The 22,762-nt window shown below is 38.6% G+C and carries 17 protein-coding genes; 14 read left to right on the top strand and 3 right to left on the bottom strand.

The genetic code is table 11. The features are described 5' to 3' along the window. Window positions 1-16 precede the first annotated feature (16 nt). The 6 genes from ACOXY8_RS02635 to ACOXY8_RS02610 all read left to right on the top strand — a co-directional run bounded on the left by ACOXY8_RS02635 (window position 17) and on the right by ACOXY8_RS02610 (window position 10,873). On the top strand, window positions 17-778 hold the full coding sequence (locus ACOXY8_RS02635; RefSeq protein ID WP_458330006.1) for a rhamnogalacturonan acetylesterase: 762 nt from the start codon (window positions 17-19) through the stop codon (window positions 776-778). Window positions 779-1,242: 464 nt separating this feature from the next. Continuing rightward, window positions 1,243-4,458: a SusC/RagA family TonB-linked outer membrane protein gene (locus ACOXY8_RS02630; RefSeq protein WP_458330005.1), complete on the top strand. Its 3,216-nt coding sequence runs from the start codon at window positions 1,243-1,245 to the stop codon at window positions 4,456-4,458. 18 nt (window positions 4,459-4,476) lie between these two features. Then, the gene (locus tag ACOXY8_RS02625; protein WP_458330004.1) at window positions 4,477-6,225 is read left to right on the top strand and encodes a RagB/SusD family nutrient uptake outer membrane protein; all 1,749 of its coding nucleotides are present in this window, start codon (window positions 4,477-4,479) and stop codon (window positions 6,223-6,225) included. 39 nt (window positions 6,226-6,264) lie between these two features. Then, window positions 6,265-7,914: a hypothetical protein gene (locus ACOXY8_RS02620; RefSeq protein WP_458330003.1), complete on the top strand. Its 1,650-nt coding sequence runs from the start codon at window positions 6,265-6,267 to the stop codon at window positions 7,912-7,914. Window positions 7,915-7,964: 50 nt separating this feature from the next. Then, window positions 7,965-9,500 (top strand): pectate lyase, encoded by a 1,536-nt coding sequence (locus ACOXY8_RS02615; RefSeq protein ID WP_458330002.1) that lies wholly within the window; start codon window positions 7,965-7,967, stop codon window positions 9,498-9,500. Window positions 9,501-9,532: 32 nt separating this feature from the next. Beyond that, window positions 9,533-10,873, top strand: a complete 1,341-nt coding sequence (locus ACOXY8_RS02610) for a pectate lyase family protein (RefSeq protein ID WP_458330001.1) — start codon at window positions 9,533-9,535, stop codon at window positions 10,871-10,873. 990 nt (window positions 10,874-11,863) lie between these two features. Here ACOXY8_RS02610 and ACOXY8_RS02605 read toward each other — a convergent pair. Then, window positions 11,864-13,510 (bottom strand): UxaA family hydrolase, encoded by a 1,647-nt coding sequence (locus ACOXY8_RS02605; protein WP_458330000.1) that lies wholly within the window; start codon window positions 13,508-13,510, stop codon window positions 11,864-11,866. 121 nt (window positions 13,511-13,631) lie between these two features. Between ACOXY8_RS02605 and ACOXY8_RS02600 the strand changes: the two genes are divergently transcribed. The 8 genes from ACOXY8_RS02600 to ACOXY8_RS02565 all read left to right on the top strand — a co-directional run bounded on the left by ACOXY8_RS02600 (window position 13,632) and on the right by ACOXY8_RS02565 (window position 20,734). Further along, window positions 13,632-14,630: a PfkB family carbohydrate kinase gene (locus ACOXY8_RS02600; protein ID WP_458329999.1), complete on the top strand. Its 999-nt coding sequence runs from the start codon at window positions 13,632-13,634 to the stop codon at window positions 14,628-14,630. 4 nt (window positions 14,631-14,634) lie between these two features. Then, window positions 14,635-15,306: a bifunctional 4-hydroxy-2-oxoglutarate aldolase/2-dehydro-3-deoxy-phosphogluconate aldolase gene (locus ACOXY8_RS02595; protein WP_458329998.1), complete on the top strand. Its 672-nt coding sequence runs from the start codon at window positions 14,635-14,637 to the stop codon at window positions 15,304-15,306. A gap of 12 nt (window positions 15,307-15,318) precedes the next feature. Continuing rightward, the gene (locus tag ACOXY8_RS02590; protein ID WP_458329997.1) at window positions 15,319-16,305 is read left to right on the top strand and encodes a TRAP transporter substrate-binding protein; all 987 of its coding nucleotides are present in this window, start codon (window positions 15,319-15,321) and stop codon (window positions 16,303-16,305) included. Next, a complete protein-coding gene (locus ACOXY8_RS02585) occupies window positions 16,298-16,786 on the top strand; it encodes a TRAP transporter small permease (protein WP_458329996.1) in 489 nt (162 codons plus the stop codon). The genes ACOXY8_RS02590 and ACOXY8_RS02585 overlap by 8 nt, the downstream gene beginning before the upstream one ends. A gap of 4 nt (window positions 16,787-16,790) precedes the next feature. Next, window positions 16,791-18,089 carry a TRAP transporter large permease gene (locus ACOXY8_RS02580; protein ID WP_458329995.1) on the top strand — a complete coding sequence of 433 codons (1,299 nt, stop codon included), beginning with the start codon at window positions 16,791-16,793 and terminating at the stop codon, window positions 18,087-18,089. Window positions 18,090-18,237: 148 nt separating this feature from the next. Beyond that, window positions 18,238-18,870, top strand: coding sequence for an NUDIX hydrolase (locus ACOXY8_RS02575; RefSeq protein ID WP_458329994.1), 633 nt, complete (start codon window positions 18,238-18,240; stop codon window positions 18,868-18,870). A 42-nt stretch (window positions 18,871-18,912) separates the two neighbouring features. Then, complete coding sequence (locus ACOXY8_RS02570) at window positions 18,913-19,122, top strand: (2Fe-2S) ferredoxin domain-containing protein (protein WP_458330094.1); 210 nt, start codon at window positions 18,913-18,915, stop codon at window positions 19,120-19,122. A 127-nt stretch (window positions 19,123-19,249) separates the two neighbouring features. Further along, complete coding sequence (locus ACOXY8_RS02565; RefSeq protein ID WP_458329993.1) at window positions 19,250-20,734, top strand: Do family serine endopeptidase; 1,485 nt, start codon at window positions 19,250-19,252, stop codon at window positions 20,732-20,734. Window positions 20,735-20,764: 30 nt separating this feature from the next. Here ACOXY8_RS02565 and ACOXY8_RS02560 read toward each other — a convergent pair whose 3' ends face one another. After that, a complete protein-coding gene (locus ACOXY8_RS02560; protein ID WP_458329992.1) occupies window positions 20,765-22,102 on the bottom strand; it encodes a sensor histidine kinase in 1,338 nt (445 codons plus the stop codon). 84 nt (window positions 22,103-22,186) lie between these two features. Then, window positions 22,187-22,735 carry a ferritin gene (locus ACOXY8_RS02555; RefSeq protein WP_458329991.1) on the bottom strand — a complete coding sequence of 183 codons (549 nt, stop codon included), beginning with the start codon at window positions 22,733-22,735 and terminating at the stop codon, window positions 22,187-22,189. Between the last annotated feature and the right edge of the window lie 27 nt (window positions 22,736-22,762).

Raw genomic sequence — 22,762 nt, 5'->3', positions numbered from 1 at the left:
TGTAGGTAGTTCTGAAATGAAAACTCATCAAAGTCTTCTGACAATTATATACTTATTCATTATGCTTTCTTGCCAAGTTGAGGAGAAAGAAATTACCCTTCATTTGGTTGGAGATTCTACCATGGCTGATAAACAGCTGTTTCCCAATACTCCTGAGCGTGGTTGGGGACAGCTTTTTCCTTTGTATGTAAATGATGAATTGCGGATTAAAAACTATGCTGTAAATGGCAGAAGCTCTAAAAGTTTTCGTGACGAGGGAAAATGGCGGGAGCTAATAAATAATGTAAATGAAGGTGATTTTGTGTTAATCCAATTTGGTCATAATGATCAAAAGGAGCAAGATAGTAGTAGATATGCTGAAGCAAATACTGACTACAAAGAAAATTTAAGAGCTTTTGTGAATGAGGTTAGAGCACAAAAAGCATTTCCCATATTAGCAACCTCTATTGCTCGCCGACTATTCAATGATAATAATGAATTAGTCGATACCCATGGTGATTATCCACAAGTTGTTCGAGATCTTGGGCTAGAGTTAGGTGTTCCTGTAATTGATTTGCACAAGTCCAGTTCTGAGATAATTTCCAAACTCGGTTCTGAGGCATCAAAAACCATGTTTCTTCATTTCGAAGCAGGAGTTTTCGATAAGTTTCCTAATGGAGTGAATGATGACACTCATTTGTCTGCTACTGGAGCTTCTATTATTTGTGATCAAGTAGTGGTCGAAATTCAAGCGAAGGTTCCAGCTTTAGCTACATACCTCCCGCTTTCCAAACAGTAGTCAATTTGTTGTGTAACCGATTGCACAATATTGCATAAATTGCCTTCCCGCTTATTTGTATTTTTCACCACTCAAGAGAAGATTCTTCCTGTATTTAGGGTAATTCAAATTTTTTCAAGTGGATTAGTACTAATTTTTAAAAATTAATTTGGTACTACGTAAAATAATTCATAAAATGCAATCGATTGCGCAATTCACTAATAGGTTGTGCAAATTTGAGAGAATACAATGCTTTGTTTTGCGCAATAAAAATTTCACAATATGCAAAGGATAGATTTTAATGAGGCTTATTTTTCGAGTGGGTAAGAATTTCTTCTTACCAACCATTTTACCCAAACAACAAATTGAATTAAACAAATTTTATAAAACCCAATCAATGAGAAGTTGCTCTGAAATTGCCTAAAGGAATCCGTTCTGAAGGAAAATAAAGAGAAATGAATCAAAGACCAACCTGAATAAAAAAAATGAAGATTTCACCAAAGTATGAGGGATTACTCCGACTGTGTTGTCTAGGATTTTTGATTCTCCTTTTCAATTTCAATGTTTCTGCCCAAACCAATAGTGTAAGTGGGGTAGTTTCTGATGAAATAGGAGATCCACTTCCAGGAGTATCTGTTCAAGTAAAAGGTACGACCAGAGGTACAATCACTGACGGTTTAGGTAGTTTTTCAATTTCAGCTTCACCAAGTGATATATTGGTGTTTTCTTTTGTAGGACTAGTTACAAAAGAAGTATTAGTTGGAAATCAAACTCGCATAGAGGTAGTTCTTGAAGAGAATGTATCGCTGTTGGATGAGGTAGTAGTAATTGGCTATGGAACTATGGAGCGCCGAGATTTAACTAGCTCAGTATCTTCTATCGGTGCAAAGCAATTGACTGATATACCCATAAACTCTGCTGCTGAAGCTCTTGCTGGCCGACTAGCAGGTGTGCAAGTCACAGGTACAGAAGGCTCACCAAATGCGGAAGTTCTTATTCGAGTAAGAGGTGGAGGGTCAATTACCCAAGATAATTCTCCTTTGTATGTGGTAGATGGTGTGCAGGTAGAAAACGCATTATCAGTAATATCTCCTCAGGATATTGAATCAATTGATGTCCTAAAAGATGCTTCTGCAACAGCAATATATGGTGCACGTGGTGCAAATGGTGTTGTAATCATTACAACGAAAGGAGGTTCTTCAGGCAGAACAATTGTAAGCTATAATGGCTTAGCAGGTTTTAGGCAATTAGCAAATAAGCTAGATGTGATGAATGCAGAGGAATTCATCAATTATCAGTACGAAAGATCGAGAGGGAGTGAGCAAGAGCGTAATAATTTCTTGAATACATATGGTCATTTTGGAGACTTAGGTAATTATGCGAGAGTTCCATTTGTGGATTGGCAGGATGAGGTTTTTGGTAGGGATGCAATGATGCAAACACACAACTTTAGTGTAAATGGTGGGAATGAAAACACCAAATTCAATTTGAGTGTAACCTCTAATACTGAGGAAGGCATCATGCTAGAATCTGACTTTGATCGTAAGTTGATCAATTTCAAATTCGATCAAAAAGTAAATGAAAAACTAAGAGCAGGATTCAATGTACGATATAACAATACGGTAGTAAATGGCGCAGGCACGGCTTCTGAAGGTTCATCTTCGACGAATAGACTTCGTCATGCTGTGAAGTATCGTCCACTTTTAATGGCTGGTGCCGACCGTACAGCATATGATCCAGATTATGCAGACGATACTAATGCAAACTCACTTGCTTTGATTAACCCTATATTACTCTCCATGGCAGAGTACAGAAGGCGAGATCAGAATGTGACCAATTTTAGCACATTCTTAAATTATGATATCGCACCTGGTTTGTCATTTAGAACAACATTAGGTGTCGATTTTAATAATGTGGCAGATTATGCATTTAACGATACAATTACGAGCTCATCTCGTCAAGTTGGTTCAAGCCAACCAATTGCATCCATTCGTAGAAACGAACGTCAGATTTTGAATAATTCAAATGTACTGACCTATACAAATAAAGATGTGAATTCGGCTTTTGCACAAAAGAATAAGTTTGATGTTCTTTTAGGTCATGAGATATATCAAGAGGATTTTAGAATAGACTATCTGGAAGCTCGTTTTTTTCCAATTGGTATCACTGCTGATCGAGCATTAGGCAATATGGGTTTGGGAACGCCCCAAATTCCAAATTCAGATGAACAGAGATCTACGTTAGTTTCCTTTTTCTCAAGAGTAAATTTTACACATAACGAGAAGTATTTACTTACAGCAACTTTGCGATCTGATGGATCTTCCAAGTTTGCCCAGGAAAATAAATGGAGCCTATTTCCATCACTTTCTGGTGCTTGGAGAATATCTGAAGAGAACTTCATGAAGAATAATAATGGAGTTGTAAGTGGATTGAAATTAAGAGCTAGCTATGGTGAGTCAGGAAACAACCGGATTAGCAATTTTCTATACCTAACTCAGTTTGAGCCAAATGCTTATTACGGTTTCAATGATCAAGTAAATGTAGGTTATGGAGCTAGTGCTCTGGCAAATGAAAACTTACGTTGGGAAACCACCATTTCGAATAATGTGGGTGTAGATTTAGAATTATTAGGCGGGAGGTTCCAAATTTCTGTGGATGCATACCAAAATTCCACGCGTGATTTGCTAGTAGAAGTGCCTGTACCAAGTACTTCTGGTTACACTACTCAGCTTCAAAATGTGGGTGAAACATCGAATAGAGGTATAGAACTTCAATTATTCACTTCAATTATCGAAAAGAAGGATTTCCAATGGAGTGCTACATTCAATGCTTCAAGCAACAGAAATAGAGTAGAAAGTCTTGGTCAGCAGGATTTCTTCCTATTCCCATCCGGATGGGCTGGAAGTAATGTTCCTTTTGACTATGCAGTGCAAGTAGGAAGTCCTGTGGGTACTATGTGGGGATTGGTAACAGATGGGTTTTACCAAATTGATGACTTCAATTATTCAGATGGTGTGTATACCTTGAAGCAAGGCGTTGCTAGTAATCAAGGTATTACCTCAGTTGCGCCGGCTCCTGGTGTTATCAAATTTAAAGATATTAAGGCTGACGGCGTAATCAACGATGAGGACAGAACCATTATAGGTGATGCGACCCCGAAGTTGTTTGGTGGCCTTAATCAGCAGTTCTCTTATAAGAATTTCGATGCGAGTATTTTTGTCAACTTCCAGTATGGTAATGATGTATTGAACGCTAATAAATTGGAATTCTCAAGCGGCTACACGCCAAACTCTAACCTATTATCGATCATGAATAATAGATGGAGAAATGTGAATGATGCAGGTGAAGTAGTAACCGACCCAGTAGCTTTAGCTGCTTTGAATGCCGACGCAACCATCTGGTCACCATTGAGATCTGCCAGTTCCTTTTACATGCATTCATGGGCGATTGAAGATGGATCATTTATCCGTATCAATAATGTAACTGTTGGCTATACCCTCCCGCAAGATTTGCTATCAAGGCTTAAAATCAGTCGTGTAAGATTTTATGCCACAGTGAACAATTTAGCTGTATTCACGAAGTACTCGGGATATGATCCAGAGGTAAATACAAGGAGAAGAACGCCAATGACTCCAGGTGTTGATTATTCAGCATATCCGCGTAGCAGAGCATTCATTGGTGGTGTTAATATTACTTTCTAGTTTATTAAAAAAATTATCATGAGACGAATATTTAAAATAAGCTTCATTTTACTAATCTCGGCAGGTTTGCTTAATTCCTGCAAAGACTATCTCGAAGTAGATCCAGTTTCTTCATTTGGTCCTGATTATGTATTTAGTAATGTGACTAATGCAACTATTGCATTATCAGGTGTATATGCACCATTAGGAGGTGATCAAGGTTATGGCATCCGATTGAGTATGTACTATTCATTGGATGATGATATAATGATGGGGCAAGGAGGAAATCCTTTTCCAGATAACGAAAGAAGAGATATTGCTCATTACAATGCGCAGCCTAGCAATACGCAATTGAGAAATCCTTTTAACCAATTGTATTTAGGTGTAGAGCGAGCCAATATCTGTATCAATGAAATTCCAAAAATGGCCATGTATGAAAGTGGCACAGAATCGGAAAAAGCAGCATTAAGAAGATTGTATGGTGAAGCATTGGCTTTGAGAGCTCAATACTATTTCGAATTGATTAGAAATTGGGGAGATATTCCAGCACAGTTTGAGCCATCAAGTATGCAGCCTGATTTGTTCTTAGATAGAACCGATCGCGATGTGATCTATGATCAGATACTTGATGATTTAGCTGTTGCAGCTCCATTGCTTCCTTGGGGTGGCAATACCGAAAGAATTACACAAGGTGCTGCTCGTGCAATGAGAGCTAAAATTGCTTTGTTTAGAGGTGGATACTCCTTGCGCTTGGACAGACAAATGCGTAGAGGTGAGAATCATACAGCCTATTATCAAATTGCTCGTGATGAAACTTTAGCTGTAATCCAAAGTGGTGCTCATGGTTTGAATCCAAGTTTCCAGTCTGTATTTAAGGATGGAATACTTGCTAGACGACAAGATGTCTATGGTGAAGTACTTTGGGAAATTGCTATGACAGGTGGTGGTAGCTCATTTGGAGATAGTAAATTGGGCTATTACAATGGCCCAAGGTGGAACAATATTGGAAATAGTGCTTTAACGGTTCTTCCAACATTCTTCTACTCATTCGATCCGAACGATACTCGTCGCGATGTAACTGTTGCTCCTTATAATATTAATCAAAATTTCACCATCGCAGCCAGAAACTTGAGGACTTTGGTTGATGGCAAGTTTAGAAGAGATTGGGTTACGAACCCAGTTGTGGTGAATTCCCTAGCTCAATACTTTGGGTTAAACTGGCCAATGATTCGCTATTCTGATGTATTGCTGATGTATGCAGAAGCTGAAAATGAATTGAATGGTGGGCCTACTGCTGGTGCAATAGATGCATTAAGGCAAGTAAGGTTGAGAGCCTTCGGTGGCAACAGTTCTTTAATTGGAACTCCTCCTAGCGATTATCAAGGATTTTTCGATGCAATTGTTGATGAGAGAGCATTTGAACTGGCAGGTGAAGGCATCCGCAAGTATGACCTAATTCGCTGGAATTTGCTTGAAACCAAGCTAAATGAATCTAAAGCTAAACTTGCTCAAATGGCTGCTGGTACAGGTGAATATGCGAACTTGCCAACTGTAATGTATTATGAGCCAGATGCGACACAACTTAATTGGTTAACATCATTTTATGAACCAACACCTGAAACTGCTCCATCAGGTGCAGCAAGTATTGAGTGGCTGAATCCAAACATAGCAACAACTATTTTGACTTACTATGCAGTTGCATTCACTCCCGGAAAAAGTGAGTTACTTCCTCTCCACACGTCAATTTTGGATGCGAATCCTAAGCTAAAGCAGGAGTACGGTTACTAATTTTTGGGATGTATTTATTGTGAAAAAATTAATAGGACAATGAAAACGAATAAAAAAATAAACCTAGGTATCCTTTTGGTATTGCTGATGGGATGGGGATTGGCCAGTTGTGATAAAAATGATGATGCCGACTACGAGGTTCCTGAAGACTTAAAGAGATTTAGGCCAGCAACTATTACGGCAAGCAATGGAGAGACTCAAGCCATTTTAACTTGGCCGCGTTCCTTATTTACCGAGCCGGGAGAAGTAACATATACGCTTGAACTCGCCACTGATTCCTTGTTTGCGGAATCTGTAATGGAATTAGAAACTCCCGCAAATGAATTGATTGTGACGGATAGTGAAATAGCTATTAAACTCAATCACTATGCAAGAGTAAAAGCCAATGGTTTAACGCCGGCACTTGATTCTGAATGGGTGAGGAGTGACTCATTTATGATTACGGGTGAACAAATTTTCTTCCCGATATTAGATACAGATATACTTCCATCTTCAGTTTTGCTTAAATGGAGACCAACTGCAACACCCACCCGCATTGTATTAAATGATGGGTTCAATAGCATTGAGGTTCAATTATCTGACAATGATAGAGCAGAAGCTCAAAGAATTGTAGATGGGTTGGAGCCACTTACCGCCTATGTAGCAGAAATTTTCCAAGGAAACGTTTCTAAAGGAACCACTTTATTTACGACCAAGGAGAAAAGTATTTTCGATATAGTATTAACTCCTGCTGATGATTTTAGATCTATCGTTGAAGCTGCAGAAGATGGCGCAATTATAGGTTTGGAGCCAGGCGAATATCATATTCTCGACAGTGAAGGCGAATATGCAAGTTTACGATTAGAAGGTAAAACCATAGATCTAAGATCAACTTCTTTAGATCCAACAAATACTAAAGTTGTTTTTCGTGAATTCACATTTACAGAAAGCGGTGCAGGTATCAGTATGACCGGAATTACTTTTACAGCAAGTGAAAGCAATGGAGATTATTTCTGGAATTTTGCGGGAGGTGAAGCTCAGTTTACGGATGTTATCCTCGACAATTGTATTGTAGAAGGCATGAGAGTTACCTTTATGCGTGCAAATCGCGCGAGCAACAACGCTCACAAAATCAATAATATCATTGTTAAGAACTCTTGGATCAGAAATAACAAAGACAATAACTACCATGTGTTCCATCTGGATAAATTGGAGTTCCGTCATTTGGAAGTAACCAACACAACATTCAATAATAATACTGCGAGAGCATTTGTTGGTTGGACAACCAATCTGACAATGCCATTTGTGCCAACTGTTCGAATTGATCAAGTAACGATAAACGGACTTGGTAATAGAGGAAGAAATGATGTATTGCTAGATGCCAACAACAATGAGATTGATTTTGAAATGACAAATTCCATTATCAATAATATTCCAATGCCGGGTACAACAGTAGGCTCTCGTTTGATCAGAGCGAATAATTCTAATGCTAGGGTAATGCTAGCAAATTGTAATTTATTCAATCTCACTACCGGAGGAGCTGAGCCTGAGCCATTGAGTATCTATGAATATGTGATTTTGATGAATAACCTTGCTGTAGATTTAGGGTGGACTGCTGAGCAAGCAGATTTGACCTTACCTGCCGGTTCGCCATTGCGTAATGCGTCTAGTATTGGAGGTCCTATTGGTGACTTACGATGGGCGTTTTAATTATAAATTGTTAGGTGTAGTTAAATAGGAATTGCGAAGGAGAAACCGACATGATGAAGTATAGATTTGTTCAAATTGTTCTTTGGGAGAATAGGGTCTTTAAAAAGAATGTATTTAGGGTCAACATTTTTATACTTTGTTTGTCGGTTTCTCTTTTTATACTTTCATCATGTGGATCAAGTGATGACACTGAACCGATTGATGAGGAGGAAATTATAGAAGAGAATAAGCCTGTTCAAGTACAAGAAGATCCCTTTGCATTTCCTGGGGCTGAGGGCTTCGGTAGAGTAACAGCGGGAGGTAGAGGAGGTCAAGTAATTAAAGTAACCAACTTGAATGACAATGGCCCGGGTAGTTTTAGACAAGCTGTTTCTACCTTTGGACCTAGGATAATTGTATTTGAAGTTTCCGGCAATATCGAGCTGGGAAGTAATATTGTAATAAGCCATGGCAACATTACCATCGCTGGTCAAACTGCCCCTGGAGATGGCATTACGTTGAAAAATTACTCGCTCATCGTAAATGCCAATGAAATAATCATCAGGTACATGCGATTCAGAATGGGCGATGAAGGCGCTTCCCAAGGTGATGCCTTAGAAGGTCGCTACAAAAAGAATATCATTTTAGATCATTGTTCAATGTCTTGGTCTACTGATGAAACAGCTTCCTTTTATGGAAATGAAAATTTCACTTTACAATGGTGCATCTTATCTGAAAGTCTGAGAAACTCGGTACACGAAAAAGGAAATCACGGATATGGTGGTATATGGGGAGGAAATAATGCGTCATTCCATCACAATTTATTAGCTCATCATGATAACAGAAACCCAAGATTCGATCATCCTGGAGTATATTCTTCGAGCAATCCAGCGGAAACCTTAAGAGGTGTAGTCGATTTCAGAAACAATGTACTCTACAACTGGGGAACTGATGCCTCTTATGGAGGAGAAGCCGGTACATTCAATATGATTGCCAATTATTATAAACCTGGTCCTGCTACACAAGTAAGAAGACGATTCTTGAATGCATACAAACAAGCGACTAACAGCAGTCCAGTTTATGGTTATGGTAAGTTTTTTATTGCAGGAAATATTTTAGAGAATCAGCCAGATATAAATGCAGACAATTGGATAGGAGTAGTTGCAAAAAGTGGAAGTAGCAGCGACAAAACTGCAATGCGACTTTCCGGCCCACTTGCTACTGATGGAATGTATTTTTCAAATCACACTGCTCAGCAAGCGTTCGACAAAGTAGCTCTATATGCAGGAGCTAGCCTCAAACGTGATGCAGTTGATGCGCGAATTGTAAATGATTTGAAAAATGGCACCTTTTTCGGTCCCGGCTCCCGAGGTAGCCAAAATGGTATCATCGATAGTCAAAATGATGTTGGTGGATATCCAACTTTACAGAGCTCAAATGCTCCATTAGATACAGACAATGACGGTATGCCTGATGCTTGGGAGATTGCGAATAAACTTGACCCAAATGTAGCAAATGCAAATGGGCGAGATTTAAGTACGGCTTACGATAATATCGAAGTTTATATTAATAGTCTTGTGAAATCAATCACGGATAGTCAGAACTGATTTCAATTTAGTAAAATGAAAACCTCAAATTAATGAATTTTAAGTCACTAGTATTTTTTCTAGCAACTATATTTCTATCTAGTGCAAATCAGGAATGCGCTGCAGACCAAAAGGAAAATGAGCCGCCAATAGCTTTTCCTGGTGCAGAGGGATTTGGAAAATACACAACTGGTGGCCGCGGAGGAGAGGTTTATGTCATCACCAATTTAGAAGATGACGGCCCAGGTTCATTACGGGAGGCGATTCGTAAAAAGCATCCACGTACTATTGTATTTGCTGTTTCGGGCGAAATACGCTTAAAATCATCTTTAGATATTAATTACGGAGATCTTACTATTGCAGGGCAAAGTGCTCCCGGTGAGGGAATTACACTTCGCGATTATCCCATGAAAATCAAGGGTGATAACGTGATCGTTCGCTATATGCGTTTTCGTTTGGGTGATGTCAGTCAAACCGAAGATGATGCGATTTCTAGCATTCGTAACACCAATATTATAATAGACCACTGCTCCATGAGTTGGGGTACAGACGAGAGCGGATCATTCTACGACAATGAGAATTTCACTTTGCAATGGTGTATACTCTCAGAAAGTCTCAACCAATCGGTACACGCCAAAGGTGAGCACGGTTATGGGGGCATTTGGGGTGGCAAAAAAGCTACTTTCCATCATAATTTATTAGCTCATCACAATTCGCGAAACCCAAGATTCAATGGAGCAAGATATCATAAATTGCCCGCAGAAGAATTGGTAGATTTTAGAAATAATGTGATTTACAATTGGCGAGGAAACAGCTCTTATGGAGGCGAAGAAGGTCAGCATAATATGATTAACAATTATTATAAACCGGGTCCAGCCACCAAATCTAACAAAACTAGAATCCTAGAACCCTATGAGCCATTTGGTAAATTCTTTGTAAATGGAAATTTTGTTGAAGGTGCTGATAAGGTAAATAATGACAATTTACTTGGCGTTAAAGAAGGACAAACTGCCATTGTAAATGTGCCCTTTGTCGTGGCCGATGTGGAAACACATACTCCTGAAAAGGCATTTTTGGAAGTACTTTCTCATGCTGGCGCAAGTCATTTTAGGGACAAAATAGATGCTAGAATAATAGAAGAAACTAGAACTGGAACTGCTACGAAGGGTAAACTAGGCGACGGTATCATTGACTCCCAAGAAGAGGCGGGAGGATGGTTGACATTCACTTCCACCGAAGCTCCTTTAGATTCAGATAGCGACGGTATTCCAGATGCATGGGAAAAAGCAAATAAACTCAATCCAAATAATGCAAGTGATGCAGTTCTTTTCACCCTAGATAAGAATTACACAAACATCGAAGTCTATGTGAATAGTCTTGTGAAGACCAAGTAAATTGTATTTCAAATAAAGTTGAATTTTAAGTTGTTTAATTTTATAGAAAGGCCTCGCATTGTTGAGGCCTTTTTATTTTACATTATCCCAAGAGAGTTTTATGTAATTGCAAAGCCATTCAAGGGTTTAAAGCTTGATGGGATGGGAATTACCTACAAAATTTTGAATGATTAGCCCAATATATTAGACCCATTTCAGGGTCGTTTTTTCTACTTTAATTTTGCTATAAACATGTAATCCCATTGGGATTATTAATTGGAAGCTGTTTGATTTACTTTTAAGCTATTTGAACTGTTAATTTTTCTTGTTAAATTGATTTAGCTGGAAATTTAGAAAGGAAAGCTTACTATGTACTTTTTCAATAGAGAGGTAAGAATTACGTCAAATAGAAAAGTATAACAAGAAGAATTAAGACTATGGATATTTTTCGCATGCTAATTGGGATTTGTTTTATTCTTATTTCAATAATTATTCTAATAATTCAAATTAGAGATGGAACATATTTAACAAAAGAAGAAAGCCACATTGGTGATGTTAAGTTGACTTTTGCTGGCTTAATGTCTCTAGTCGGAGGGTTGTATTACTTAATTACTTCTTTTTCCACAACATAAATTACTTACCAAAGCCTTTTCCCATTAGGGACATTTTATTGATAGAAAAATATGATAATAATGAAACACCGTGCATTTGGGTACGGAATATATGAATCTGCTTTAACACTTCAAATGTCTATAGAGCGTATTAGCCCATGATTAAAACTATGGACTATGGACTTTTCGCTCTGCTGAAGAAAATTTGAAATCATAGTCCATCAAAAAAATCATATTTAATCATAGTTCAGACAAGTGCGGGAGGATGATTTGTGCCATTCCAATATCCTCTGAAAATTTCGCTCTGCTGGAGCTAGAAATCTACAAAAAAATAGCCCATCACTTACGCAACAGGCTATCATGAACTGCTAATATTTGGGTTATTAGTAGATTTTATTTATTAGAGTGAAACGCCTCTTTTCCAAGGGATAAAGTCATCCTGTCCTAAGATCATGGCTTTGGTTTTTATTCTCCCGCTTGCTACTTCTATGATGAAATCAAGTAATTGCTCTCCCATTTCTTCAATGGTTTTTTCTCCTGTAATTACTCCTCCAGTATTTACATCTATAATATCGGCCATCTTTTCAGCCATTTTTGTGTTCGAGGAAATCTTAATCACTGGCGCTACAGGATTGCCCGTAGGTGTACCTAAACCAGTGGTGAATAGGATGATATTTGCACCTGAACCTGCCAATGCTGTGGTACTTTCTACATCATTTCCAGGAGTGCAAAGTAGGTTTAATCCCGGCTTTGTTACTTGCTCTGTATAGTCAAGTACATCTACAATTGTGGATGTACCACCTTTTTTGGAGGCGCCGGCAGATTTCATTGCATCAGTGATCAAGCCGTCGCGTATATTTCCAGGGCTAGGGTTCATATCAAAGCCAGAGCCAACCGCTTCAGCTGAAGCTTCATAGGTGCGGATTAACTTCTCAAATTTATTGGCAAGCGCAACATTTTCGCAACGATTAATCAATTCTTGCTCTACACCGCAAAGCTCTGGAAACTCAGATAATATGGCACTTCCACCCAATGCAGCCAGCAAATCCGATGCATGCCCAACAGATGGATTTGCTGAAATGCCAGAGAATCCATCAGATCCACCACACTCTAAACCTACTTTCAATTTGCTCAAAGGAGCAGGTGCTCTTTGCGTTTTATTAGCCTCCACCATTGCAAGGAAAGTCTGCTTAATTGCTTTGGTTAATAAAGTCTTTTCAGTGCCTTCTTTTTGTTGCTCCAGTATAATTAGTGGCTTGTTTTGGTCGAAGTTAATCGCCTGCAATTTTTCCATCAATAGAGTAACCTGAGCATTTTGGCAACCTAAACTGAGTACGGTTGCTCCCGCTACATTTGGATTATTGATGTAGCCAGCAAACAATGCGCATAATGCTTCTGAATCTTGTCTAATTCCTCCACAACCACCTTCGTGGGTCAAGAATTTAATCCCATCAAGCTGGTCAAATATCTTAGAATCAGTATCTTCAACAGCCTGTTCTGCAGTTAGTTCATCAATATTGCTTAAGTTTCCTCCCGCATATTGCTTTACCATTTGCTTTACAATGCTCTTGTATGGATTGGGTTTCGAGAATCCCAACTCTTCCATAAAGGCATCTTTGATGATATTGACATTTCTATTCTCACAGAAAACTAGTGGAATAACCAACCAATAATTCGCTGTTCCAACTTGCCCATCGGATCTATGGTAGCCCAAAAATGTCTTTCCTTTGTATTTGCTTACATCTGGAGCTTCCCAAGTTATGGTTTCTTTTTTAGCACCATATTCAGCGGATTTGTTTGTGACGTTTTCTGTGGTGAGTATTCCTCCTGCTCGGATATCATGCACAGCCTTACCTACAATAACACCATACATATAGATATTTTCGCCCTGAAGAATGGCTGATTCAGCATACTTATGTTTGGCTGGTACATCTTGTACAAGTTTCACAAATCCATTCTCCAAATCAATGTTTTCGCCTTTGCTAAGGTCGCGTAATGCCACCCAAACATTGTCTTTGGGATGTATCTTTAAAGTTTTATGGAACATTCGATTTTTTGTTTATATTGCGCAATCGATTGCGCAAATTAAGTAAAAGAATTGCGAATTGAAATTATTTAAGACAATATTTTACAGGTTCGACAAGCCTATAAACCCAAAAGATTATAGAATGAAGCCCAAAAAGGTAATTACCTTAGGTGAGGTGATGATGCGCCTATCCACGCAAGGTCATGAGCGATTTCTGCAAACCAATAATTATCGTGTTTATTACGGTGGTGCAGAGGCAAATGTGGCGATTGCACTTTCCCAATGGGATGTCCAAACAGCTCATATCACTGCCTTTCCAGACAATGATTTGGGACTTGCTGCTTGTCGATATTTGAAGCAAACCGGAGTCGACACTTCATTTGTTTTCAAAACACCCGGCAGGATGGGTTTGTATTTCCTCGAAAAGGGTGTGATGCAGCGTGGAAGTAAGGTGGTTTACGATCGATTTGATTCTTCATTTTCACAATTCGATGGTGCTGAGATTGATTGGGATTTACTTTTCAAAGATGCCGATTGGTTTCATTGGACGGGGATTACACCTGCATTGTCGCAAAAGGCAGCTGACCTTTGTTTAAAAACCTTGCAAGAAGCTAATGCAAGAGGAATAAGAGTTAGCGCTGATATAAATTATCGACGTAACCTCTGGCAGTATGGCAAAGGTCCAAAAGACGTAATGCCAGAATTGATAAGCTATAGCAATGTAGTGGTTGCGGGGCTAGAGGATTTTAAAAATAGCCTTGACATCAAAGCAAATGAATATGTAGCGGCTTGTGTGCAAGTGCAACAGCAATTCCCAAATGTAGAAATTCTTACTACAACAGAGCGTGAATCGATTAGAGCTACACATAATAGATTGAAGGCAATTCTATGGGATGGCCGCAATCTGCTGCATTCCAAATCTTATGATATGACCCCCATTGTGGATAGAGTAGGAAGTGGAGATGCATTTATGGCTGGATTTATTTACGGTATGCTCCACATGTCCAAAGAAGATGCGCTGAGTTTCGCTGTGGCTTCGGCTGTATTGAAACATGGTATTCCAGGAGATTCCAATTTGGTGAGTTTGGAGGAAATCCAGCAATTGGTCAATGGAGAAGATTTTGGTAAACTGCTAAGATAGATTAATGGAAACGCTAAATAATAATCAGCAATTGATTGATAAAATGGAGAAATCGGGATTGATCCCGGTATTTTTTCATTCCGATATAATCATTGCAAAAAAGGTTTTGAGTGCTTGTGCAGAAGCAGGAATTACTGTATTCGAATTCACAAATCGTGGACCAGAGGCATTGGAGGTTTTTGCTGAATTGAAGAAATATGCGTCTGAAAATTATCCAGAATTGAGCCTAGGAATAGGAACCATATTTGGGCGGGAGGATGCTGCAAAATTCAAAGATGTGGGAGCAGATTTCATTGTCAGTCCTGCACTAATTCCAGGTTTGGCAGATTACTGTAAAAGTGCTGATCTGCTATGGATTCCTGGTTGTGCCACAGTTTCGGAGGTTTTTCAAGCTACACAATTAGGTGCTCTATTGGTCAAAGTATTCCCAGGCAATGTACTAGGAGCAGGCTTTGTGCAAGCTGCCAAAGCGGTGATGCCCAATGTGAAATTTATGCCTACAGGAGGTGTGGAGCCAACTAATGAGAATCTGAAAGCTTGGTTCAGGTCAGGAGTGAGTTGTGTAGGAATGGGTTCCTCTTTATTTAGAAAGGATGTTTTGGCCACGGGCAAATTCGAACTCTTACAAGAGCAATTGAAAGAAGTGCTTGATATTATAAAATCCATTAGAAATTAAGTTTGCAACCAAATGCATAAATATTCTAAATACTTACTGGTCTTGCTATCCCTGATTGTGATTTTAGGAGCTTGTCAAGTAGACACAAATGTGAGAATCATTAAACTAGGTCATGCGCTACCGACAAGCCATCCTGTGCATGAGGCAATGGTATTTATGGCAAAGCGGGTGGAAGAAAAATCTAAAGGCGAATTAATTGTAAAGATTTATCCAAATCAGCAATTAGGCACAGAGCGGGAGTTGGTTGAATTGCTTCAAATAGGCAGTTTAGGAATGACGAAGGTTGCCTCTGCGATTATGGAAAGCTTTGCTCCACAATTACAAGTGTTCAGTCAGCCTTATTTGTTTCGTAATGATGCGCATAGAAATGCGGTATTACAAGGTGAGATTGGCAGAGAGTTGCTATTGGCAGGTGAAGATTTTTGGTTGCGAGGACTTTGCTATTATGATGCAGGTAAAAGAAGTTTTTATACCACGAAAAAATCTATTGAAAAGCCCGAAGATTTGATTGGTTTTAAGTTAAGAGTAATGGAAAGCAATACGGCCATTAATACTGTAAAAAGCTTTGGTGGCTCGCCTACGCCAGTTTCTTATGGCGAATTGTATAGTGCATTGCAACAGGGAGTTGTAGATGGAGCTGAAAATAATCCTCCAAGTTTTTTAACCTCCCGCCATTACGAGGTGAGTAAATATTATTCCATCAATGAGCATACGGCCATTCCAGATATGCTCATTATCAGCACCAAAGTTTGGGAGAAATTATCTGATCAAGAGAGGCAATGGGTACAAGAAGCTGCGGATGAATCAGCCGTTTTTCAATATGAGCTATGGGCCAAATCAGTTGAAGAATCTCTGGCAACTTTAAAAGAAGCTGGTGTAGAAATTACTTATCCGGATCAAGAACCTTTTAGAAAAGCTGTAGAACCAATATATGAGCAAATGAAGCTGAACAATCCGGAAATGTATAGCATTATCGAAAACATCCGAAATTATGAATAGTGGCAAACTGAGAAAATTCCTTGATCATACAATTGAATATTCATTGGTGGTTCTCATGATATTGATGATCCTCAATGTGAGCTGGCAGGTATTTTCTCGCTATTTTTTGAGTCAGCCAAGTTCATTTACTGATGAACTTTCCCGCTATACGCTTATTTGGCTTGGAATGCTCGGAGCTGCTTATGTTTCTGGTCGATCGGGTCATTTGGCCATAGATATCCTCCCGCAATCCTTGAAAGGAGCATCTCAGGTTCGACTTCAAATTTTGATCTATGCCATAGTGGTGTTTTTCGTAGCATCTGTTATGGTGATCGGAGGCGGCAATTTGGTTTACATTACTTATACGCTTCAACAGAAATCTGCCACTTTACAAATTCCTTTAGCATATATCTATTCTATTATTCCTATTAGCGGCTTGTTTGTGGTTTATTATCAGTGGGAAAAAGGCCGAAATGCGTTTTTAACTTTTAAAAATTCCTAGTCTTATGGAGTTCCTCCCGATCATAATATTAATCTTGAGTTTCATTGTATTATTGGCATTGGGCGTGCCTGTGGCTTGGAGTTTAGGGCTTTCAGGCTTTCTTACTTTGATTGTTGTGGTGGGTTTTGAGGCGTCTGCAACTACGATTGCACAACGAATGGCAACGGGATTGGATAGCTTTACTTTATTGGCAATCCCGTTTTTTATTCTCGCTGGTGAAATTATGAATCGAGGGGGTATTGCGTCAAGACTTATTGACTTGGCAAAGGCTTTTATGGGTCGATTACCAGGTGGGTTGCTTTATGTAAATGTGATTGCTGCGATGCTTTTTGGCGCAATTGCAGGCTCAGCAACGGCTGCTGCTTCGGCAATAGGTGGTATACTTGGTAAGCGTATGGATAAGGATGGTTACCCAAAGGAAGTGGGTGCGGCAGTGAATATAACTGCTTCTACTACAGGACTCATAATACCTCCATCTAATGTATTAATTGTGTATTCTCTCGCAAGTGGTGGTGTGTCGATTGCGGCATTGTTTGTAGCGGGTTATTTGCCGGGTTTGTTGATTGGCTTTTTGCTAATTTCTACAGTTTTTGTTTACGGCAAATTCAAGAAATTCCCTGCCGGTGAAGCCAGTAATTTTAGTGATATATTTTCGAAGTTTTTCAAAGCTCTGCCAAGTCTGATGCTATTAGTAATTGTAATGGGAGGAATCGTAGCAGGTGTTTTTACAGCAACAGAGGCTTCGGCAATTGCCGTGATTTATACGCTAGTTTTATCATTCTTCTACAGGGAATTAAAACTCAAAGATCTTCCATCGATCCTTTTAAAATCTTCTGAAACTACGGCTATTGTGTTGCTTCTTATTGCGACTTCCATGAGTATGTCATGGGTGATGTCGAGTGAGGATTTACCTAATACGATTAGTGAACTGCTTTTGGGTGTTAGCGATAATCTCATTGTGACTTTAATCATCATAAATTTGATTTTGCTTTTCGTTGGGATTTTCATGGATATGACCCCTGCAATTCTCATTTTCACTCCGATATTTCTTCCGGTTGTTACAGCACTTGGCTTGGATCCAATTCACTTTGGGATTATCATGGTATTGAATCTGTCAATTGGTCTATGTACACCTCCTGTAGGTTCAGTGCTGTTTGTAGGTGTAGGTATTGCCAATATCACAATTCAGAAAGTGATACGACCTTTATTGCCATTTTTTGTTGCAATGTTAATTGGGCTAATTTTGATTTCTCTATTCCCGCAAATCACTTTATGGCTGCCTAGACTTTTTGGTTTGGGGTAATTAATTTATACGATACATTTTTTTTAGATTCCAACCGTTTAGCTATTCTGAATTTTGATTTGCAGCTTGATTCGAATTGCAGACTAGTTGAATTAATATATGAGCAATACGGTTTTCTAATTCGTATGTCATTTTTATTTTTAAATCAATGAATTTCGATCAGCTTATACAGCAATTAAGTAGTGCCTTTGAGCATCCGCTACCTGGTCCTTCAGCACAAATGACTATGGCACCTATTCCTGTGGATTCAGATCGGTTTCAAGTGAAGGAAAGGCCAAATGCGAGAAAGGGCGGCGTACTTATCTTGTTTTATCCTGATGAGAAAAAAACCATGATGCCACTTATTTTACGTCCCGAATACGATGGCACTCATGGCGGACAAGTGAGTTTTCCAGGCGGTAAATGTGAAGAAATTGATAATAGCGTAATTGATACTGCTTTGCGCGAATCTGAAGAAGAAATAGGCATTGATAGAAAGGATGTAACATTGCTAGGCAAACTTTCAAAACTCTATATTCCGCCTAGCAATTTTTCAGTTGAGCCCATTGTTGGTTTCACAACCAAAAGACCCAACTTTAATATCGATCCATACGAGGTGGAGCGCTTGCTCGAATTGCCAATTTCAAAATTTATTGATCCAACTTATATCAAAAGAAAAAATCTAACTCCAAGAAATGGTGTAATTTTGGACACGCCATATTTTCATATCAATGACTATGTCATTTGGGGTGCAACAGCAATGATGCTTGGCGAATTAATAGAAATTATAAAACGAGGATAAACCGCTTTGACAAAGAGTAGAGCCAAATTTGATTTTGTATTTGTGTGCCTCGGCAAAGACTGTAAAAAAGCGGGAAGTAATGATTTGTACAAGCATTATAGTAAGCTTAAATCTTTACCGGGAAGCAAAAATCGTATTAAGGTAATTAAGACTAAATGTATTGATTACTGCAAAAAAGCACCAGTTTTAGTCGCAAACAATGAAATTCACTTTCATGCAACTGAAAATTCTGTCAAAATTACAGAAGAATGACTTGGCATAATATTTGAATTTTTTCCTATCGCAAATTCATTTAGAAGTTTGCAAATCCACAGGAAAATGACATCGGAAATTGCTTTTCCTGATGGTTCAAATATTAAAATCTAAACAGTAATATAATATGAAAAAATTTATGCCTTTACTATTGGCAGGAATGCTAGGTAGTGCCGTAATGTATGGTACCATCCAAATATTCGAAGATGATGCTAATGTGCCACTAAAAGTTGAGCATGTAAGCTCAATGCCAGTGCAAGGAGCCATGTACACAGCAGATGAAAATGGAGAGATTATCCCAATGGATTTTACAGCTCCAGCTGAAGCAGTAATGAAATCGGTGGTGCACATTCGCTCTACAAGTATGCAGCAAATGACTTCTCGACAATTAGGCCCCTCTCAAGACCCATTTGAGTTTTTCTTCGGTCCACGAAACAGAGGAGGACAAAATAGTCAACCAACACCAAGAGTTGGCTCGGGTAGTGGCGTGATCATTAATGATCAAGGCTATATCGTTACAAACAATCACGTAATTGATAATGCAAGTGATATTGAGGTTACTTTAAGTGACAATCGCTCGTACAAAGCTCGACTTATTGGTACCGATCCAAATACTGATATTGCAGTTATTCAAATTCAAGAAAAAGGATTGCCATCGATCAGATTTGAAGATTCTGATAATATAAAAGTGGGAGAGTGGGTATTAGCAGTTGGAAACCCTCTTTCGCTGAACTCCACAGTTACTGCTGGAATAGTAAGTGCCAAAGCTAGGAACATCAACATTTTGCAGCGCGACTATGCGATTGAGTCATTTATCCAAACCGATGCTGCCATTAACCCTGGTAATAGTGGAGGGGCTTTGGTAAACCTTTCAGGAAATCTTATAGGAATAAATACAGCAATTGCCAGTCCAACAGGAACTTATGCCGGGTATGGATTTGCAGTTCCATCTAATATTGTGAGCAAAGTAGTAGAAGATTTGATTGAATTTGGTGTAGTGCAACGTGGATTCTTAGGAGTGCAGATCAGCAATATCAATAGCGACTTGGCGAGAGAGTATAAGCTTGATGTAGTAGTGGGTGCGTATATCGCAAGTGTGATTGAAGGAAGTGCTGGCGAGCTTGCTGGACTTAATGATGGAGATGTAATTGTAGGTATTGATGGTCGCACAATTAATTCAAGTGCCGAATTACTTGAATATGTTGGTAGAAAGCGTCCTGGAGATAAAGTGAGCCTGCAAATAAGAAGAGATGGAAAAGAGTTGAGTAAAGATGTGATTCTTAAAAATGAAGATGGAAGTACTGAACTGCTTGCTAGAATTGAGCCAGGTAGTGTTAAAAGTGTATTAGGAGCCGAGATGGTAGCAATTGATGCCGAACTCGCCAATAAGCTTGGAATAGCGGGAGGTGTGAAAGTCCTTAAGCTTAATCCAGGCCTTATCACTCAGCAAGTTGAGATGAAAGAAGGTTTTATCATCACCAAAGTAGATGGTAAAGCTGTGAAAACTCCAGAAGATGTGGAGAGACTTTTATCCTCGAAAAGCGGCGGAATTTTGCTAGAAGGAATGTACGAAGGTGAACCTGGAATTAGGTATTATGGATTAGGAGTTTAAGATTCTAATTTATTGAAATTGAAAATCCCGTTACTCAACAGTGGCGGGATTTTCTGCTTTTACAGGAAGTTCAATTGATATTTTGGTACCTACATTTTCCTCGCTTTCTAGGTGTAACTCACCATTCATTTTTTCAACAAATTCTTTGCAAAATTTCAGTCCTAAACCCGTTCCGACCTCCATCATGGTTCCATTACGATTAGTTGATTCCTCGGTGAATATATATTTGAGGTCTTTCTTATTAATTCCTATGCCATTATCAGAAATTTTGAGCGTAGCAATTTCTTCACTATTAGTTAAATTAATTTCTATCCTCCCGCCTATGTTGCTAAATTTGATTGCATTGCTAATCACATTCCTAATTATCAAAGCCAGCATGTTTCTGTCACCATTAATTATTGATTTGTCATCTACATTTAGGCTTACTTGTAGTGATTTTTTTTCAATCTGAGCATTTAGCAGATTTAATGTTTCAGATACCAGACTTTTGATATTTACCGGCTCAATCAAAAGGCTTTGTCCTTTGAGTTGGCTTTTTGCCCAAATGAGCATATTCTCCATCAAATTTGATGTTTTGAACACATTTTCAGACAAAAAAGGTAATATCTCTTCAAACTCATCTTTCGATAAATCTTCATTTTCTAACAACTGGAAATAGCTATTGACCGCTTGCAATGGCCCTCGCATATCATGGGAGATAATAGAAAATAGCTGAACCTTAAATTCATTTAGTGCCGCAAGTTTTTCTGCTTGCTCTGAGATCTTTCGGGATTGGTTTTCTAGGACTTTGTTCTTTTTGAGTAGCTCAGCTTGTGAATAAATATAGTCCCGCTTGTAAACACTGGTAATTAAAAATACTATGGCAAATGCCGCAAAGCTATTGATGCCATTTGGAATCAAATTTATCCAAGGCTGCTCATTGAGTGTCATCGAAAAAACAACAACAGAAAAGTAAGCTAGAAAATTGAATACGAAAGCTACTATTTGACCCCACCTGTCGAATGCAAGAATTATTACAGATGAGTAACCTATCAAAACTATTTCAGGATGGTTGTTTAGTCCAATCTTGAGATTTTGAATTGACACATACGTCATAAATATAACGGTAATCAATAATTGGCTTACTTTCGCTAATTCAAATTTCCCTTTGATATTAGAAACCAGAGGAACAAATGCAGAAAGAATGAATATTGGGTAAAAGAAATTATTGAAAATTACGCCCTCTGAAAGCCTTACCATCCATGCAGTAATTATTAATGGTATGGCTACTATACTTACAGCATTTACTGTTCGAACGGTTCTTACCTGCAGGATTGGCATATTTTTCCTTATTCCAAGCTTGGTAAGCCTTTTCCAAATATTTGCCATGTTTTAACTGCTTAATGAGAATTCTATGAACAAAAAAAAGAGCCCATAAAGAGCTCTAAATTAATAAATTATTTTTATAGAAAATTATATTTGAGGAGCATTCGCCATTGCAGCATTTTCCTCAAGTTTTCCGATTTCCTGATCGATTGTCCATAGACCAATTCCAGCTTCACCAATTAAGTCGAATAGTTCTACAGCTCTTCTAGCAAGAGTTTCCTCTTCGCGCTGCTCAGTTACATACCATTGCAAGAAACTGAAGGTGGTGAAATCTTTCGTACTGAAGCAATGATCTACAATGTTATTGATAGAACGTGTTACGCTAATTTCATGCTCCAAAATCAATTCGAATATTTCTCTCAAAGAATTGAAATCGTGACGAATCCCCGTAATTTCAGGTTGCAAAGCATGTCCACCAGCATCGTTGACGTAATGGAAAATCTTAAGCATGTGCATTCTTTCTTCTTCGGCATGGCGATAAAGAAATTGTGCTGAATTTGCATAGCCACTTTTCTCGCACCATGAAGCCATGGATAAGTAATAGGCAGAAGATTTACCTTCCATTACAATTTGATTATTCAACAATTCTTCTGTTGTATCTGTCAATGACCTTTTGAGGGTGATTAATTGTTTCATGTTATCATTAGTTATCATGCAATCTTA

The organism is Peijinzhouia sedimentorum, assembly GCF_049340005.1.
Taxonomy (GTDB): Bacteria; Bacteroidota; Bacteroidia; order Cytophagales; family Cyclobacteriaceae; genus CAXBDP01.
The sequence above is the reverse complement of the archived record's forward strand: the minus strand, read 5'-3'. Positions and strand labels throughout refer to the sequence as shown.